The following is a 15,566-nucleotide window of genomic DNA, read 5'->3' on the forward strand; positions in this document are numbered from 1 at the left end:
GAGTTTGCGGGGTTTTCTGCTCCTCGCGGCCATGTTCGGGGCGGCACTCGTACTCGGCTCCCCGGCCGCCGCGGACGATGCGCGCGTCCTCGTCGCCGAGTTCGACAACGACGTCAACCCGGTGACGCAGGACTTCCTGCAGGACGTGATGGAGCGCGGCGTGGACGAAGGGTACGACGCGGTCGTGATCGAGATGGACACGCCCGGCGGGCTCTCGTCGTCGATGCGCGAGATCGTCAAGAGCATCCTCGGCCTGCCCATCCCCGTGATCGTGTACGTCTCCCCGCCCGGGTCGAGCGCCGACTCCGCAGGCGCCGTGATCGGCCAGGCCGCCGACGTCCTCGCCATGGCTCCGCAGACGAACATCGGCTCCTCGACGCCGATCTCGACGAGCGGCGAGGACCTCTCCGACGACCTCCGCAAGAAGGTCGTGAACGATGCCGCTGCGTACGTGTCGGAGCTCGCACGGGAGCACGGCCGCAACGCCGCCGCAGCCGAGGCGATGGTGCGCGACGCCGCGAACTACGGCGCGCGCGAGGCGCTCGAGCGCGGCGTGATCGACGAGATCTCGGCCACCCTCCCCGAGCTGCTCGAGACGATCGACGGGCGGGAGACACAACCCAAGGGCCTCACGCTGGCGACGGCCGGCGCGTCGATCGACACGGTGCGGATGTCGTTCTGGCAACGCGCGCTCGACATCCTCATCGACCCGAACATCATCGCGCTGATGCTCTCGATCGGCCTCATCGGGATCGTCGTCGAGCTCTGGAACCCCGGGCTGATCTTCCCGGGGACGGTCGGGGCGATCTCGCTCCTCGTCGCGCTCTACGGCCTCCAGGTGCTCCCGGTCTCCGTGGCGGGAGCGCTGCTGATGGTGCTCGCGATCGCGTTCTTCGTCGCCGAGCTCTTCGTGCCCAGCCACGGCGCGCTGACGGTCGCCGGTGCGGTGACGTTCGTCGTCGGCGCGCTCATGCTGTTCGATCCGGCCGGAGAGGCATACCAGGTCTCGCTCTGGGTGGCGATCACGATCGCCGTCACGCTCGCGCTGATCGTCGGCGTGGGCTTCACGAAGGCGATGGCCGCCCGGCGTCGTCCACCCGAGGTCGACGTCCACCGCCTGATCGGCGGCGAGGGCGAGGTGCGCCGGCAGGGCTACGTTGCCGTCGGCGGCGAGTTGTGGCGGGCACGCAGCGTCGACGGCCGACCGCTCGTGCCCGGAGATCGTGTGTCGGTCGATTCCGTTGACGACGACCTCGGGCTCGTCGTCTCCTCACCCGCGAACGAAAGGGGCTGACGTGGCCGTACTGATCGTCGTCGCCGTCGTGGTCATCCTCCTCGCGATCGTCCTCTCGGCCGCCGTCAAGGTGGCGCGGGAGTACGAGCGAGGCGTCGTCTTCCGGCTCGGCCGGTTGCTCGCCGAGCCGAAGGGGCCGGGGCTCTTCCTCCTGATCCCGATCATCGACCGCATGGTCCGGGTCGACCTGCGCACGGTCACCCTCAACGTGCCGCCGCAGGAGGTGATCACGAAGGACAACGTGCCGGTCCGCGTGAACGCGGTCGCGTACTTCCGGATCGTGGAGCCGAAGGCGGCGATCGTCCAGGTCGAGAACTACATGGTCGCGACGTCCCAGATCTCGCAGACGACCCTCCGCTCGGTCCTCGGCCAGCACGTGCTGGACGAGCTCCTCTCGGAGCGGGACAAGATCAACGAGATCCTGCAGAGGATCATCGACGACGCCACCTCGCCGTGGGGGATCAAGGTCACCATCGTCGAGGTGAAGGACGTCGAGATCCCGAGCGACATGCAGCGCGCGATGGCCCGGCAGGCGGAGGCCGAGCGGGAGCGGCGCGCGAAGGTGATCTCCGCCGAGGGCGAGTACCAGGCGTCCGAGCGGCTCCGGGACGCGGCGGCCGTGATGGCGCAGGAGCCGATCACGGTGCAGCTCCGCTACCTGCAGACGCTCCTCGAGATCGGCGCGCAGAACAGCTCCACCGTCGTGTTCCCCATCCCGATCGAGTTCCTCGACACCCTGGGGAGGACGCGCGGCCCGTCGTCCTGAGCGGATCGCCGGCGGACGGCCGCCGCGGGCGCCCTAGGCGCCGTCCGCCGGCGCGTCGGCCGCCGGCGCGTCGGTGCCGTCGCCTCCCGCCTCGTCGCCGGAGACCACGGGCGCGAGGCTCGAGACCTGCTCGCCTTCCCGGAGGCGCATGACGATCACGCCCTGCGTCGCCCGCCCGGAGCGCTTGACGTCGTCGACGGCCATCTTGATCACCGTGCCGCCGTCCGACACGAGCATCACCTGGTAGCCGTCGCGGACGACACGGGCGCCGGCGAGCTTGCCCTTGCCCTCGACGAGCTTCGCCGTCTGCACCCCGAGGCCGCCGCGCCCCTTCACGGGGTACTCGGAGATCCTGGTGCGCTTCCCCCAGCCGTTCTCGGTGACCACGAGGAGGTCGGCGTCGTCCTTCGCGATGTCGACGGCGATCACCTCGTCCTCCGCGCGCAGGCGCATCCCCTGCACCCCCGAGGCCGGCCGCCCCATCGGCCGCACGTCCTGCTCCCGGAACCGGATCGCCTGCCCGGCCCGCGAGACCATGAGCACGTCGTCGTCGCCGTCCGAGAGTCGCACGCCCACGAGCTCGTCGTCGTCGCGCAGCTTGATCGCGATGATCCCGTCGGCCTTCAGAGGGGTGTTGTAGTCGCCGAACGCGGTCTTCTTGACGACACCGCGCTTCGTCGCGAACACGAGGAAGCGCGCCTCCTTGAAGTCCCGCGTCGCGATCACGGCGCGGACGAGCTCTCCCTGGCGGAACGGCAGGAGGTTGACGATCGCGCGGCCCTTCGACTGCCGGGAGCCGAGCGGCAGCTCGTGCACCTTCAGCCGGTAGACCTTCCCGACGGTCGTGAAGAAGAGGATGTAGTCGTGCGTCGAGGCGACGAAGAGGTGCTCGATGTAGTCGTCCTCCTTGAGGTCCATCCCCATCACGCCGATCCCGCCGCGGCGCTGCTCGCGGTACGCGGTCACCGGGAGACGCTTGATGTACCCCGACCGCGTGATCGCGATCACCATGTCCTCCTCGGCGATCATGTCCTCGAGCTCGAGCGCGTCCTCGCCGGCGACGATCTCCGTACGGCGGTCGTCCTTGCGGGCGTAGATCTCGCTGATCTCGAGGAGCTCCTCCCGGATCAGCGCGTCCACGCGCGCCGGGTCACCGAGGATCGCCCGCAGCTCGCCGATCCGCTCCTGGAGGTCACGGTACTCGTCCTCGACGCGCTTGCGCTCGAGCCCCGTGAGGGCGCGGAGACGCAGGTCGAGGATCGCCTGGGCCTGCTCCTCCGAGAGGTCGAACTGCTCCTGGAGCGCGCTGCGGGCGCTCTCCGTGTCGTCGGAGCCGCGGATCAGCGCGATCACCGCGTCGAGGTTGTCGAGGGCGATCAGGTAGCCCTGGAGGATGTGCGCCCGCCGCTCCGCTTGGCGGAGCTCGTGCTTCGAGCGTCGGACGACGATCTCGCGCTGGTACTCGAGGTAGTGCCGGATCAGCTCGAGCAGCGAGAGCGTGCGCGGGACGCCGTCGACGAGCGCGACGGCGTTGTAGCCGAACGTCGTCTGCAGCGCCGTGTGCTTGAACAGCTTGTTGAGGACGACCTGCGGGATCGCCTCGCGCTTGAGCTCGATCTGGATCCGCATCCCGCTCCGGTCGGAGTGGTCGGCGAGGTCGGAGATCTCCGTCAGCACCTTCTCGTGGACGAGGTCTGCGATCTTCCGGATCACTCCGGAGTCGCCGCCCTTCTTCACGCCGTAGGGGAGCTCGGTGACGATGATCGCGCTCTTGCCGCCCCGGAGCTCCTCGACGTGAGCGCGGGCGCGCATCACGATCCGGCCGCGGCCCGAGCGGTATGCGTCGCGGATCCCCGCGCGCCCGACGATCAGCGCGCCCGTCGGGAAGTCCGGGCCCCTCACGTCCTTCATGAGGTCGTCCACGCTCGCGTCCGGCTTGTCGATCAGGCGCACGACCGCGTCGATCGTCTCCCCGAGGTGGTGCGGCGGGATGTTCGTCGCCATGCCGACGGCGATCCCCGCGGAGCCGTTGACGAGCAGGTTCGGGAACCTGGACGGCAGGACGGACGGCTCGCGACGCGACTCGTCGTAGTTCGGCGCGAAGTCGACGGTGTCGGCGTCGATGTCCCGGAGCAGCTCCGTCGCGAGGCGCGTGAGCCGGCACTCCGTGTACCGCATCGCGGCCGCGGGGTCGTCGTCGACCGACCCGAAGTTCCCCTGGCCGTCGACGAGCGTGTACCGGAGCGAGAAGGGCTGTGCCATCCGGACCAGCGTGTCGTAGATCGCGGAGTCGGTATGGGGGTGGTACTTGCCCATCACGTCCCCGACGACGCGGGCGGACTTCACGTACGGCCGGTTCGGCTGCATCCCGGCCTCGTGCATGCCGTAGAGCACGCGTCGGTGCACGGGCTTCAGCCCATCGCGGACGTCGGGCAGCGCGCGGCCGACGATCACGCTCATCGCGTAGTCGAGGTAGCTCGAGCGCATCTCCTGCTCGAGCTCGCGGGCCTCGATACGGCCTGGGCCGAGCGGCTCGACGAGCTCAGACATCCAGGAACCTCACCGCTGCCGCGTTCTGCTCGATGAACTCGCGGCGGGGCTCGACGGCGTCGCCCATCAGCATCGAGAACACCCGATCGGCGGCGGCGGCGTCCTCGACCTCGACCCGGAGGAGCATCCTCCGGGCGGGATCCATCGTCGTCTCCCACAGCTGCTCCGGGTTCATCTCTCCGAGCCCCTTGAACCGTGACAGCTGGATCCCGTCCTTCGCGAGCTCGACGATCCTGCTGCGGAGCTCGGCGAAGGTCGCAGCCTGTGCGGACTTCTTCCCGTACGCCACCGTGAACGGCGGGTGGCCGCCGATCGCGTCCGCCACCCGTGCGTACGCCTTGCGGACGTCCTGCAGCGTCGTGGAGCCGAGCATCGCCGTCGGCAGCTCGACGAATGCCGCTGCGCCGGTCTCGGTCTCGACGACCTTGATCCGGAGCCGGTCGTCAGCGCGCTCCGTCACGGTCAGCTCGTGCCCGTTCGGCGTCAGCGAGACGATCAGCGCCTCCGCGTCGTCCGTCGAGGTCGCGGTCGCCTCGACGAGCCCGTACGCGAGGGCGAAGTCGGCGGCCTGCGGGAACTCGCTCGCGAGCTTCTTCGCCCACGCCTCGAGCCTCTCCAGCTCGCGGTCGAACTTCCAGAACCGGGTCTCGGTGAGCGGAGCCGCAGCGGAATCCCGCGCCTCGACGGTCACGTCCTTGGCGCGCTCGCGGAGCAGGAGCTCCTCGAGCTGGTGGTCCTTCTCGAAGTAGAGCTCACGGCTGCCGAGCTTGACGCGGTAGAGCGGGGGGACGGCGATGTAGATGTGCCCCCGCTCGAACAGCTCCGGCATCGTGCGGAAGAGGAACGTGAGGACGAGCGTGCGGATGTGGGCGCCGTCGACGTCCGCGTCCGTCATCACGATGATCCGCCCGTAGCGGAGGTTCTCGATCGCGAACTCGTCCCCGAACCCGGTCCCGATCGCGGTGATCATCGCCTGGATCTCGGTGTTCGAGAGCACCTTGTTGATCCGGTTCTTCTCGGAGTTGATGATCTTGCCGCGCAGCGGGAGGATCGCCTGGTAGGTGCGATCCCGCGCCTGCTTGGCGGAGCCGCCCGCCGAGTCACCCTCGACGATGTAGAGCTCGGCCGACTCGGGGTCCTTGATCGTGCAGTCCGCGAGCTTGCCGGGCAGGGCGGAGTTCTCGAGCGCGCTCTTGCGTCGGGTCAGCTCGCGGGCCTTCCGCGCCGCCTGTCGCGCTCGCGCTGCGGAGATCGCCTTCGTGATGATCTGCCTCGCCTCGGTCGGATGCTCCTCGAGGAACTCCGCGAGTCGCTGGTTGACCGTCGTCTTCACGAGGCTCTCGACCGGCGGGTTCCCGAGCTTCGTCTTCGTCTGTCCTTCGAACTGGGGGTTCGCGAGCTTCACGGAGATCACGGCGGCGAGGCCCTCGCGGACGTCCTCCCCCTCGAGGTTGTCCTCCTTCTCCTTGAGGAGGCTCTTCTCGCGGGCGTACTTGTTGAGCGTTCCCGTCAACGCCGACCGGAACCCGGAGAGGTGCGTCCCGCCCTCCGTCGTGTTGATGTTGTTCGCGAACGAGAACACCGACTCGACGTACGAGGTGTTCCACTGCATCGCGACCTCGACCTGGCCCTCCTCGTTCTCGCCCTCCAGGTACACGACGTGCTTGTGCACCGCGTCCTTCGCCTCGTTGATGTGGCCGACGAAGTCGCGGATGCCGCCCTCGTAGTGGAACTCGTGGCTCTCGCCACCGGCGCGCTCGTCACGCAGCGCGATCCGCAGGCCGCGGGTGAGGAACGCCGTCTCCCGGAGTCGCTGCGCGAGCGTGCCGGCGTTGAACTCGGTGTCGTCGAAGACCTCGTCGTCCGGCAGGAAGGAGATCGTCGTCCCGGTCTCCGCCTTGGAGCACTTCCCGACGGTCTCCATGGCGCCCTGCGGCACGCCGCGGGCGAACTCCTGCCGGTACTTCGTCCCGTCGCGACACACGGTCGCGGTGAGCCACTCCGAGAGGGCGTTGACCACCGAGACGCCGACTCCGTGGAGGCCGCCCGAGACCTTGTAGCCCTCTCCCCCGAACTTGCCGCCGGCGTGGAGCTTCGTGAGGACGACGGTGAGCGCAGGGAGCTCCTGGTCGGCGACGACGTCGACCGGGATCCCGCGCCCGGCGTCTCGGACAGTGATCGAGTTGTCCGGGTGGATCGTGACGTCGACGTGGTCGTTGTGGCCCGCGAGCGCCTCGTCGACCGCATTGTCGACCACCTCGTACACGAGGTGGTGGAGGCCCCGCGACCCGGTCGAGCCGATGTACATTCCCGGCCGCAGCCGGACCGGCTCGAGCCCTTCCAGGACCGTGATGTCCTTGGCCGTGTAACTCGTCTCTGTCATAGAAAAAAGCCCTGCAAAACATGTGTTTTGCGGGCTGCGGTAAGTCTATCAGAACGAGTGGTCGGAGCGGCGGGCTGCGAGGCTTGCGGCGGCGGCTCGGCGGACGAGCTCACGGAGCCGCTCGTCGTCCACCCCGCAGGCGATCGCATCCGCCTCTCGCTCCTCCTCCGCCGACGGGCGAGGAGGCACGGGGTCGCCCTCCTCCTCGGCGCCCGCGGCGGGGACGGGGCCCGGCGAGAACCGGAGCGTGGAGGGGGCGTCCGGGCCGACCGCGGCCGTCAGTTTCGCCTGGATCTCCCCGGCGAGATGTCCGAGCTCGAAGGCCCACGTCGCAGACACCGTCGCCACGTGGAGCGTCCCGTCGCGGCCGATGCGGGACGGCCACGCCGACCGCGCGATCGCCGGGCCGACCGCGTCGGGCCACGCGTCCACGACGGCCGCCAGCACGCCGGCGTCGGGCACGCCTGCACCGCCGAGCGAGCGTCGTACCTCGCCGCCGATCCGTTCCATCATGCGGCCCGCACGCTGCCGGGCGTGACGACGAGGAGCTGGGCGGGTGCGAGCGGCATCGCCTCCGCGCCGGTGGCGGTGACGATCGCCTGGCCGACGTGCCCGAGCCGGGCGCTGAGGATCCGACGCCGATCGGCGTCGAGTTCGGAGAGGGCGTCGTCGAGCAGGACGAGCGGCGGCACCCGTGCCCGGTCGGCGAGCAGCTCCGCCTCGGCCAGCAGCAGCGCGAGCACTGCGAGTCGCTGCTCGCCCTGTGAGCCGAGCGTGCGGAGGTCGCGGCCGCGGGACCGGATCGCGATCTCGTGCAGGTGGGGCCCGAGCCCGGTCGACCCGCGCTCGAGGTCGCGGTCGACCCGCGCGTCCAGCTCGTCCACCGACGGCGGGTCGCCCTCGTACGCGAGCTCCGTCTCGGTGAGGCCGAGCTCCTCCGCGCGCTCCGCGAACGGTCGTGCGAGCAGTGCCAGCGTCTCGAGACGCGCGGCGACGAGGGCCGCGCCCAGGACGACCACCCGCTCCGTCCACGGCGACAGGGAGTCGCGCGTCGCGTGACCGGTCGAGATGCGGCGGATCGCCGCGTTGCGTTGACCCAGCGCGGCGCCGTACTCGAGCGGCAGCGGCGCCCGCGACGGGAGCAGGCGGCCGAGAGAGCGGTCGAGGTACGCACGGCGGACGGCGGGACCACCCTTGACGACCGCGAGCCGGTCGGGGGTGAAGACGAGCGTCGTGAGCTCGGTTCGCAGGTGCTCCGCGGAGCGCACCGGTGCGCCGTTGAGCCGCGCGCGCTTCGGCGCATGGCGGGCGAGCGTCACGTCGACCGTCGTCGGGACGGCTTCGCGGCGCCCGGCCACGGTGACCCGGGCGTGGTCTGCGTCGTGGTGGACGAGGTGGGCGTCGGATCGCGTTCGCGGGCTGAAGCCCTGGGTGCCGACATGGAGTGCCTCGAGGAGGTTCGTCTTACCGGCGCCGTTCGCGCCGGTCACGAGCACGAGGCCGGGCTGGAGCTGGAGCTGGAGCTCGCGGTAGGAGCGGAACTCCCGGAGCGTGACCCCGTCGACGATCAGCCTGCGAGGCGGATCGGCATGATCAGGTACCAGAACGCATCGCCGTCGGCGGTGAGGAGGCCCGGCCGCAGGGGGTTGATGAGCTTCATCTGCACCGTGTCGGCATGGATCGACTCGAGGCCCTCGCGGAGGAAGTCGGCGTTGAACCCGATCTCGAGCGCCTCGCCGGTGTAGCCCGCCGGGAGCGACTCGGACGTCTCGCCGACGTCCTGGCTCTGGGCGCCGACGGTCAGCGCGCCCTCCGCGAACCGCAGCCGGAGCGGCGCGTTCCGCTGCGCCATCACGGCGGCACGGCGGACGACGTCGAGGAGTTCGGCGCGCGGCAGCTCCAGCTCCACGTCGAACGACTCTGGCAGCAGCTGCTGCACGTTCGGGAACTGGCCGTCGATCCGGCGTGTCGTGAGCCACAGGTCGCCGACACCGAAGATGACGTGGTTGTCGCTCGTGCCCAGGCGAATCGTCTCCGCGCCGGCGGCCAGGCGTGCGAGCTCGCCCAGGGCGCGCGCGGGGATGATCGCGTCGAGGTCGGGGCCGGGCGTGTCGAGCGGGGTCTCTTTCAGCGAGAGCCGGTAGGAGTCGGTCGCGGCCATGGTCAGGGTCGCACCGTCGAAGCGCACGAGGATGCCGGTGAGCACGGGGCGCGACTCGTCGCGCGATGCCGCTCGCGACACCCGCTCGATCGTGTCGAGCAGCGATGCGGCACCGACCTCGTGGAGCCCCACGTCGACCGACGGCAGCCGCGGGAAGTCGTCCGCCGCGTACACGTTCAACCGCGATGCGTAGGCGCCGCTGCGAACGGAGGCTGCGCCGTCCTCGGCCCGGTATCCGAGCACGACCTCGTCTGCGGGGAGCAGTCGCGCGAGGTCGACGAGCAGGCGGCCGGGTGCGACGAACGCGCCCTCTCCGTCGACGTCGGCGGCGAGCGACGTCCGGATCGACAGCTCCATGTCGGTCGCTGAGAGCTCGAGACGGCCCTCTCGGGCTTCGAGGAGCACGCCCGACAGCACCTGGACTGCGCCGCGGGTGGAGACCGCGCGGGCGACAACGCCCAGCGCAGCGGTCAACTCGTCGCGCGAGCAGCGGACGGAGAGATCGTGGGCGAGTGCGGTGTCGACTTCCATTGCTGTTCTCCTACCTAAGAACCTTTCATAGACGTAGTAAGGAGTGTGGACGATGTGGATGACGGTCCCGACCCCGCATGAGCACGGCGATCGGGGTTGGTGACGACCACACCGCAGTCGTCCACCGGACCCCCATGTCGACGTGTGCCCGCGTTGCCGATCCTCATCTCACCGGGTCTGTTTGATGCGGGCTGTGAGGTCCTGGACGAGGTTGTACACAGATCTGTCCTCACTGATGAGCCGCGTGATCTTCGTCGTCGCGTGGATCACCGTCGTGTGGTCTCTCCCACCGAACTCCTTGCCGATCTTCGGCAGCGACGCATCCGTGAGCTCGCGGGACAGGTACATCGCCACCTGTCGCGGATAGGCGACGGACTGCGACCGGCGCGGGCTGACGAGCTCGACGACGCTGAGCCCGAAACGGTCCGAGACCGCCTCCTGGATCCGCGCGATCGTGACCTCGGGGGTGGCGTCACCGCCGGGGAAGACGTCCCGCAGCACCTGCTCGGCGAGATCGACGGTCAACGGCAACCCTGTGAGCGACGAGAAGGCGACCACGCGCGTGAGTGCACCCTCGAGCTCGCGGATGTTCGTGGAGACGCGGCCGGCGATGAACGTCAGCACCTCTGGATCGGTGACGTCGATCCCGTCGGTCGTCACTCTCTTGCGCAGGATCGCGATGCGCGTCTCGAGGTCCGGGGGTTGGATGTCGGTGATCAGCCCCCACTCGAACCGCGACCGGAGCCGGTCCTCGAGTGTTGCGATCTCCTTCGGCGGCCGGTCGGAGGAGATCACGATCTGCCGGCCCGCCTCGTAGAGCGAGTTGAACGTGTGGAAGAACTCCTCCTGTATCCGCTCCTTGCCCTCGAAGAACTGGATGTCGTCGACCAGGAGCACGTCGTACGTCCGGTAGCGCTGCTTGAAGCCTTCGATCCGCTTGTCGCGGAGCGAGTTGATGAAGTCGTTCATGAACGTCTCGCTCGTGACGTAGCGCGTCGTCAGACGCCGGGTGTGCTCGCTCACGTACGCCCCGATCGCCTGCAGGAGGTGTGTCTTCCCGAGGCCCGTGCCCCCGTAGATGAAGAGCGGGTTGTAGGCCTGTGCGGGGGCCTCGGCCACGGCAAGGGCGGCGGCGTGCGCGAAGCGGTTCGACGAGCCGATGACGAAGTTGTCGAACGTGTACTTCGGGTTCGCGCCCGGTTGCGGCGCCGGGTCGGGTTGCGGCGATGGATCTCCCTCCGCTGACGGGGTCACGATCGCCGGCGGCTGCTCCGACACCACGAGCTGCACCCTGACGTCGCGCCCCAGGGACTCCGAGACCGTGGCCTTCATGAGCCCGAGGAAGTGCCCCTCCACCCATTCGCGGGTGAAGTCGTTGGGGACGACGACGACGAACGTGTCCCGCCGGAGCTCGCCCGGGCCGGCTTCCGAGAACCACGTCGTGTAGGTGGTGTCGTTGAGGGTCTCCCGGAGGCGACGCGAGAGCTCGCTCCAGAGGGACTCAGCGGTGGGCTCGACGGCGTGCTCCACGCGGGCGCAGGACTCCTTCGGGGGTCGGAGAGGGCGCGAGCATATCACCATCCCGGCCTCCCGTCCGCCAGTGCTGCGACGCCGTTCGTGGACAAAAAGAGTGCAATTTGCAGGAACTTTCCGATCTCCACACGATTCTCCACAGGTGTGGAAACCAGCCGGTGCGGTGCCCGTGCAGACGACGGCCGCACCCCGCATGCAGCGCTTTCCGCGAATCATCCCCGGCCACGGGCTGTGGATAAGCGGCCGCCGTCGATGCTCGTCTATACTGCCCGCTCGGCCCGCCGCCGACCGCCTTCCCGAGCACCGTGAAACGCACCTACCAGCCCAACGTTCGCCGCCGCAAGCGCAAGCACGGGTTCCGCGCGCGCATGTCGACCCGTGCCGGCCGCGCGATCCTCAAGCGCCGCCGCGCGAAGGGGCGCAGCCGGCTCTCGGCCTGACCGTCGTCCCCGTGGAGCGCCGCCAACGATTGTCCCGCTCGCGGGACTTCGACGCGGTCTACCGCAAGGGCCGCTCCGTCTCCACGCGGTACGTGACCCTGCACGTGTTCCCGCGCGAGGACGACCCGCACGGCAGCCCCCGCCTGGGCCTCGCCGTGCCGAAGACCGTCGGCTCCGCCGTCGAGCGCAACCGCGTCAAGCGTCGCCTCCGCGAGGCGTGGCGCGAGCTCGGTGACGAGGTCCTGCCCGGCCGCGACTACGTGCTCGCCGCCCGGCCGGGGCTCGCCGAGCCCGTCGCGACGCGCGACCAGGCCTGGCTCGTCGAGCAAGTCGCGGATGCGCTGAGAAAGGCAGGGGAGTGAAGGGCCTCGGCGCGATCGGGGTAGCGGGCGTGTGGGCCTGGCGGCGGACGTTCGGGCTCCTCACCCCGCCGGGGACGTGCAAGTACCACCCTTCGTGCTCCCAGTACGCGGTCGACGCCTTCCGGGAGTACGGCCTCGCCCGCGGCGCCGTGCTCTCCTGCTGGCGCGTGCTCCGCTGCAACCCGTGGTCGCACGGCGGCGTCGACTACGCGCGCGACCAGCGGCTCTTCGGGCGCGGACGGAGCGCTGACGCGCGGTGATCGTCGGCGGCCTCCTCACGCCGATCGAGGACGTCCTCACCGCCGTCCTCGAGTGGTTCCACGCGTCCGTCGGCCTCACCTGGGCCTGGTCGGTCGTCGCGCTCGTCGTCTGCGTCCGCATGTTGCTCGTCCCCGTGACCGTCCGCCAGATCCACTCGATGCAGAACCTGCAGGCCCACATGCCGGAGATGAAGGAGATCCAGCAGCGCTGGAAGCACGACCGGCAGCGCCAGAACGAAGAGCTGATGAAGTTCTACAAGGAGAACAAGATCAACCCGGCGTCGTCGTGCCTGCCGATCGTCCTCCAGATCCCGATCTTCATCTCCCTCTTCTACGTGCTCCGCGACTTCGAGAAAGAGGTCTTCGTCAAGTACCCGGAGTCCGCGCTCGACTTCCTCGGCCTCGTCGACATCACGGAGCCGACGAAGAACGGCTGGGGCCCGCTGCTCCTCGTGATCTACGTCGCGAGCCAGCTGTCGTCGTCGTACTTCATGTCCGGGACGATGCAGAAGGCGCAGCGGATCCTGCTGATGGTGCTGCCGATCGTCTTCATCCCGTTCATCATCCAGTTCCCGAGCGGCCTGATGATCTACTGGTTGACGACCAACCTGTGGACCACGGGCCAGGGGCTGGTCACCCGGCGGATGATGCCGAAGCCGGATCTCTCGTTCGCGAAGGACAAGACGAAGCCGGCGGCGCCGGCCGAGGAGAAGGCCTCCGCCACGAAGAAGACGTCCTCGAAGCCGCCCGCGGGGCAGCCACCGCGCGACGGGAAGGGCCGTGCGGTTGCCGGGCCTCCCCGCCGCGTTCGCCGCAAGCGCGGCGGGCACGGCCGCCGATGAGCGACGACGTCTCCGTCGAGGCCGCCGGCGAGACCGTCGGCGAGGCGAAGTGGGCCGCGCTGCGCGAGCTCGAGGCGCTCGTGCCCGGCCTCGACCGGGAGACGGTCCGATTCCAGGTCGTCTCGGAGGGGGAGCGCGGCCTCCTCGGCGTCGGCTACACGCCGGCACGCGTGCTCGCGGTCGCGGCCGCTGAGCCGTCCGTCACCGGCGAGGAGGCGCCGCCGCTGTCGCCCGAGGCTGCGCTCGTCCAGGAGCTGCTCGACCGGACGATCGCCGCGCTCGACCTCTCCGCCCGCGCGCGCGTGGACGAGGACGACGAGACGATCCGCGCCACGATCGTGGGTGGGGACGTGAGCGTGCTGATCGGGCGGCACGGCCACACGCTCGACTCCCTCCAGCATCTGGCGACCTCGCTCGTGCGGCGGTCCGCGGACGCGCCGCGCCGCGTCGTCGTCGACGGGGGCGGCTACCGGCAGCGACGCGCGTCGACCGTCGACGGGATCGCGCGGCGTGCCGCGGAGCGCGCGACGGCGACGGGCCAACGCGTCGCCCTCGAGCCGATGAGCGCCGTGGAGCGGCGCCTCGTGCACGAGGCCCTCAAGGACGACCCGAGCGTCGCGACGGCGAGCGAGGGCGACGAGCCTCACCGGTACGTCGTGGTCTCGCCGCGCCGCGTCGCGGACTGACGCCCCGTGACGCCCTCCGCCGGCGTGCTCGACCGCTGGCTCGAGGCGGTGATCGCGACGCCGGGCCTGACCGCGCTGGCCGACCCTGCCGATGCGCGCCGCATGCTCCTCGAGGACGCGCTCCGCGGCGTGCCCCTCGTCGAGGGGTTCGCCGGGCCGCTCGTCGACGTGGGCTCGGGAGGGGGCACGCCGGGAATCCCACTGGCGGCGTCGCTCCCCGGCCGGGCGGTCACGCTCCTCGAGGCGGAGCGCCGCAAGTGCGCATTCCTCGAGCGGTGGACCGACGACCTGCCCAACCTCACGGTCGTGTGGGGGCGGGCGGAGGAGCAGCCCCTGGAGACGTTCGGCGTCGCCGTCGCGAAGGCGCTCGCCGAGCCCGTCGTCGCGGCGGAATGGTGCCTGCCGCTCGTCCGCGAGGGGGGTGGAGCGTTGCTCTGGGTGGGGCCGAGCGCGGACGCCGCCCGCGTCGCCGCCGCCGCGAGCAGGCTCGGTGCCGAGCTCGAGCGGGACGCAGCGGGCATCCTCGTCCTGCGCAAGACCGGCCCGACGCCGCCGGGCTTCCCGCGACGGACGGGCGTGGCCAGGAAGCGGCCGCTCGCCTGAGCGAGCGGCGTCCGCCGCCAGCGCGAGAATGTCGGTCGTGCCCGCCCGGGTCTACGCGATCGCGAACCAGAAGGGCGGCGTCGGCAAGACGACGACCGCCGTCAACCTCGCCGCCTGCCTCGCCGAGGCGGGAGAGCGCACGCTGCTGGTCGACCTCGACCCGCAGGCGAACGCGACGTCCGGCCTCGGCACGCGCGCGAACGGCACCTCCACGCTCGACCTCCTGGACGGGGCTCCACTCGCCGACCTCGCGAAGGAGTCGGGGCTCGACAACCTCGACCTCGTGCCGGCGAAGCCGGCGCTTGCGGCGGCAGCCGTCCATCTCTCCGCGCTCGAGGGCGGGGAGCGGTACCTCGCCGATGCGCTCGCCGGCACGACCGACCCGTACACGTTCGTCTTCCTCGACTGCCCGCCGTCGTTCGGCCCGCTCACGGTCAACGCGCTCGCCGCCGCGGACCGGGTGATCGTCCCCGTCCAGGCCGAGTACTACGCGCTCGAGGGGCTCGCGCAACTCCTCGGGTCGATCAACCTCGTCAAGGCGCGGCTGAACCCGCGGCTCGCCGTCGCGGGGATCCTGCTGACGATGGTGGACGCGCGAACCCGCCTTGCGGCAGAGGTCGAGGCGGAGTTGCGGCGGCACTTCGGCGACCTCGTGTTCACGACGACCGTCCCGCGCTCGATCCGCCTCGCGGAGGCGCCGAGCCACGGGCTCCCTGTCATCGCCTACGACCGCCGTTCGGCGGGCGCACAGGCCTACTGGAAGGTGGCGATGGAGCTTGTCGACCGTTCCTGACTCCCCGCGCCGCGGCCTCGGACGCGGTCTCGAAGTCCTCATCGGCGGAGCCGGCGAGGCAGAGCTCCTCCACCTTCCCGTGGAGGCGATCCACGCCAACCCGCGGCAGCCGCGGAAGCGCTTCGAGCCGGATGCGACAGCCGGGCTCGCGGCTTCGATGCGCGCACAAGGGGTGTTGCAGCCGGTGGTCGTGCGACCACGAGCGGAAGGGGGCTACGAGCTCGTGGCGGGCGAGCGCCGCTGGCGGGCAGCGCGTGAGGCCGGCCTCCCCACCCTGCCGGCGGTCGTCCGTGAGACGGACGACCGCGACACGTTGCTCCTCGGCCTCGTCGAGAACGTCGCCCGGGAGAACCTCTCACCGG

The 15,566-nt window shown here is 70.4% G+C and carries 16 protein-coding genes; 10 read left to right on the forward strand and 6 right to left on the reverse strand.

Annotation, left to right across the window (positions count from 1 at the left end; translation table 11 throughout):
* Nucleotides 1–31 precede the first annotated feature (31 nt).
* Together AC162C_RS04510 and AC162C_RS04515 are read left to right on the forward strand one after the other, a co-directional pair.
* Nucleotides 32–1,294, forward strand: a complete 1,263-nt coding sequence (locus tag AC162C_RS04510; protein WP_484096508.1) for an NfeD family protein — start codon at nt 32–34, stop codon at nt 1,292–1,294.
* Nucleotides 1,295–1,304: 10 nt separating this feature from the next.
* Entirely contained in the window at nt 1,305–2,060 is a 756-nt protein-coding gene (locus AC162C_RS04515; RefSeq protein ID WP_484096518.1) for a slipin family protein, read from the forward strand.
* A 33-nt stretch (nt 2,061–2,093) separates the two neighbouring features.
* On the opposite strand, the gene gyrA is transcribed toward AC162C_RS04515, so the two are convergent.
* The 6 genes from gyrA to dnaA form a co-directional block, all read right to left on the reverse strand.
* The gene (gene gyrA, locus AC162C_RS04520) at nt 2,094–4,610 is read right to left on the reverse strand and encodes a DNA gyrase subunit A (protein ID WP_484096509.1); all 2,517 of its coding nucleotides are present in this window, start codon (nt 4,608–4,610) and stop codon (nt 2,094–2,096) included.
* Complete coding sequence (gene gyrB / locus AC162C_RS04525) at nt 4,603–6,993, reverse strand: DNA topoisomerase (ATP-hydrolyzing) subunit B (RefSeq protein WP_484096510.1); 2,391 nt, start codon at nt 6,991–6,993, stop codon at nt 4,603–4,605. The genes gyrA and gyrB overlap by 8 nt, the downstream gene beginning before the upstream one ends.
* Nucleotides 6,994–7,041: 48 nt before the next feature.
* The gene (locus AC162C_RS04530) at nt 7,042–7,506 is read right to left on the reverse strand and encodes a DciA family protein (protein ID WP_484096511.1); all 465 of its coding nucleotides are present in this window, start codon (nt 7,504–7,506) and stop codon (nt 7,042–7,044) included.
* Nucleotides 7,503–8,597, reverse strand: coding sequence for a DNA replication/repair protein RecF (recF, locus tag AC162C_RS04535; protein WP_484096519.1), 1,095 nt, complete (start codon nt 8,595–8,597; stop codon nt 7,503–7,505). The genes AC162C_RS04530 and recF overlap by 4 nt, the downstream gene beginning before the upstream one ends.
* Complete coding sequence (gene dnaN / locus AC162C_RS04540; RefSeq protein ID WP_484096512.1) at nt 8,561–9,685, reverse strand: DNA polymerase III subunit beta; 1,125 nt, start codon at nt 9,683–9,685, stop codon at nt 8,561–8,563. The genes recF and dnaN overlap by 37 nt, the downstream gene beginning before the upstream one ends.
* Before the next feature lie 168 nt (nt 9,686–9,853).
* Nucleotides 9,854–11,215 carry a chromosomal replication initiator protein DnaA gene (gene dnaA / locus AC162C_RS04545; protein ID WP_462972364.1) on the reverse strand — a complete coding sequence of 454 codons (1,362 nt, stop codon included), beginning with the start codon at nt 11,213–11,215 and terminating at the stop codon, nt 9,854–9,856.
* Between the two features lie 308 nt (nt 11,216–11,523).
* On the opposite strand from dnaA, the gene rpmH reads away from it, so the two are divergent.
* The 8 genes from rpmH to AC162C_RS04585 form a co-directional block, all read left to right on the forward strand.
* The gene (gene rpmH / locus AC162C_RS04550) at nt 11,524–11,658 is read left to right on the forward strand and encodes a 50S ribosomal protein L34 (RefSeq protein WP_462972365.1); all 135 of its coding nucleotides are present in this window, start codon (nt 11,524–11,526) and stop codon (nt 11,656–11,658) included.
* An 11-nt stretch (nt 11,659–11,669) separates the two neighbouring features.
* Nucleotides 11,670–12,020, forward strand: coding sequence for a ribonuclease P protein component (gene rnpA, locus AC162C_RS04555; RefSeq protein ID WP_462972366.1), 351 nt, complete (start codon nt 11,670–11,672; stop codon nt 12,018–12,020).
* Nucleotides 12,017–12,280, forward strand: coding sequence for a membrane protein insertion efficiency factor YidD (gene yidD, locus AC162C_RS04560; protein ID WP_462972367.1), 264 nt, complete (start codon nt 12,017–12,019; stop codon nt 12,278–12,280). The genes rnpA and yidD overlap by 4 nt, the downstream gene beginning before the upstream one ends.
* Nucleotides 12,277–13,122, forward strand: coding sequence for a YidC/Oxa1 family membrane protein insertase (locus AC162C_RS04565; RefSeq protein WP_484096513.1), 846 nt, complete (start codon nt 12,277–12,279; stop codon nt 13,120–13,122). The genes yidD and AC162C_RS04565 overlap by 4 nt, the downstream gene beginning before the upstream one ends.
* On the forward strand, nt 13,119–13,808 hold the full coding sequence (jag, locus tag AC162C_RS04570) for an RNA-binding cell elongation regulator Jag/EloR (RefSeq protein WP_484096514.1): 690 nt from the start codon (nt 13,119–13,121) through the stop codon (nt 13,806–13,808). The genes AC162C_RS04565 and jag overlap by 4 nt, the downstream gene beginning before the upstream one ends.
* Nucleotides 13,809–13,814: 6 nt before the next feature.
* Complete coding sequence (locus AC162C_RS04575; RefSeq protein WP_484096515.1) at nt 13,815–14,411, forward strand: 16S rRNA (guanine(527)-N(7))-methyltransferase RsmG; 597 nt, start codon at nt 13,815–13,817, stop codon at nt 14,409–14,411.
* Nucleotides 14,412–14,448: 37 nt separating this feature from the next.
* Complete coding sequence (locus tag AC162C_RS04580) at nt 14,449–15,204, forward strand: ParA family protein (protein ID WP_462972371.1); 756 nt, start codon at nt 14,449–14,451, stop codon at nt 15,202–15,204.
* Nucleotides 15,188–15,566: ParB/RepB/Spo0J family partition protein (locus tag AC162C_RS04585; protein ID WP_484096516.1), on the forward strand; the 379-nt coding region annotated here is incomplete at its 3' end. The genes AC162C_RS04580 and AC162C_RS04585, both read left to right, overlap by 17 nt.

It is taken from the genome of Gaiella sp., from assembly GCF_057140465.1.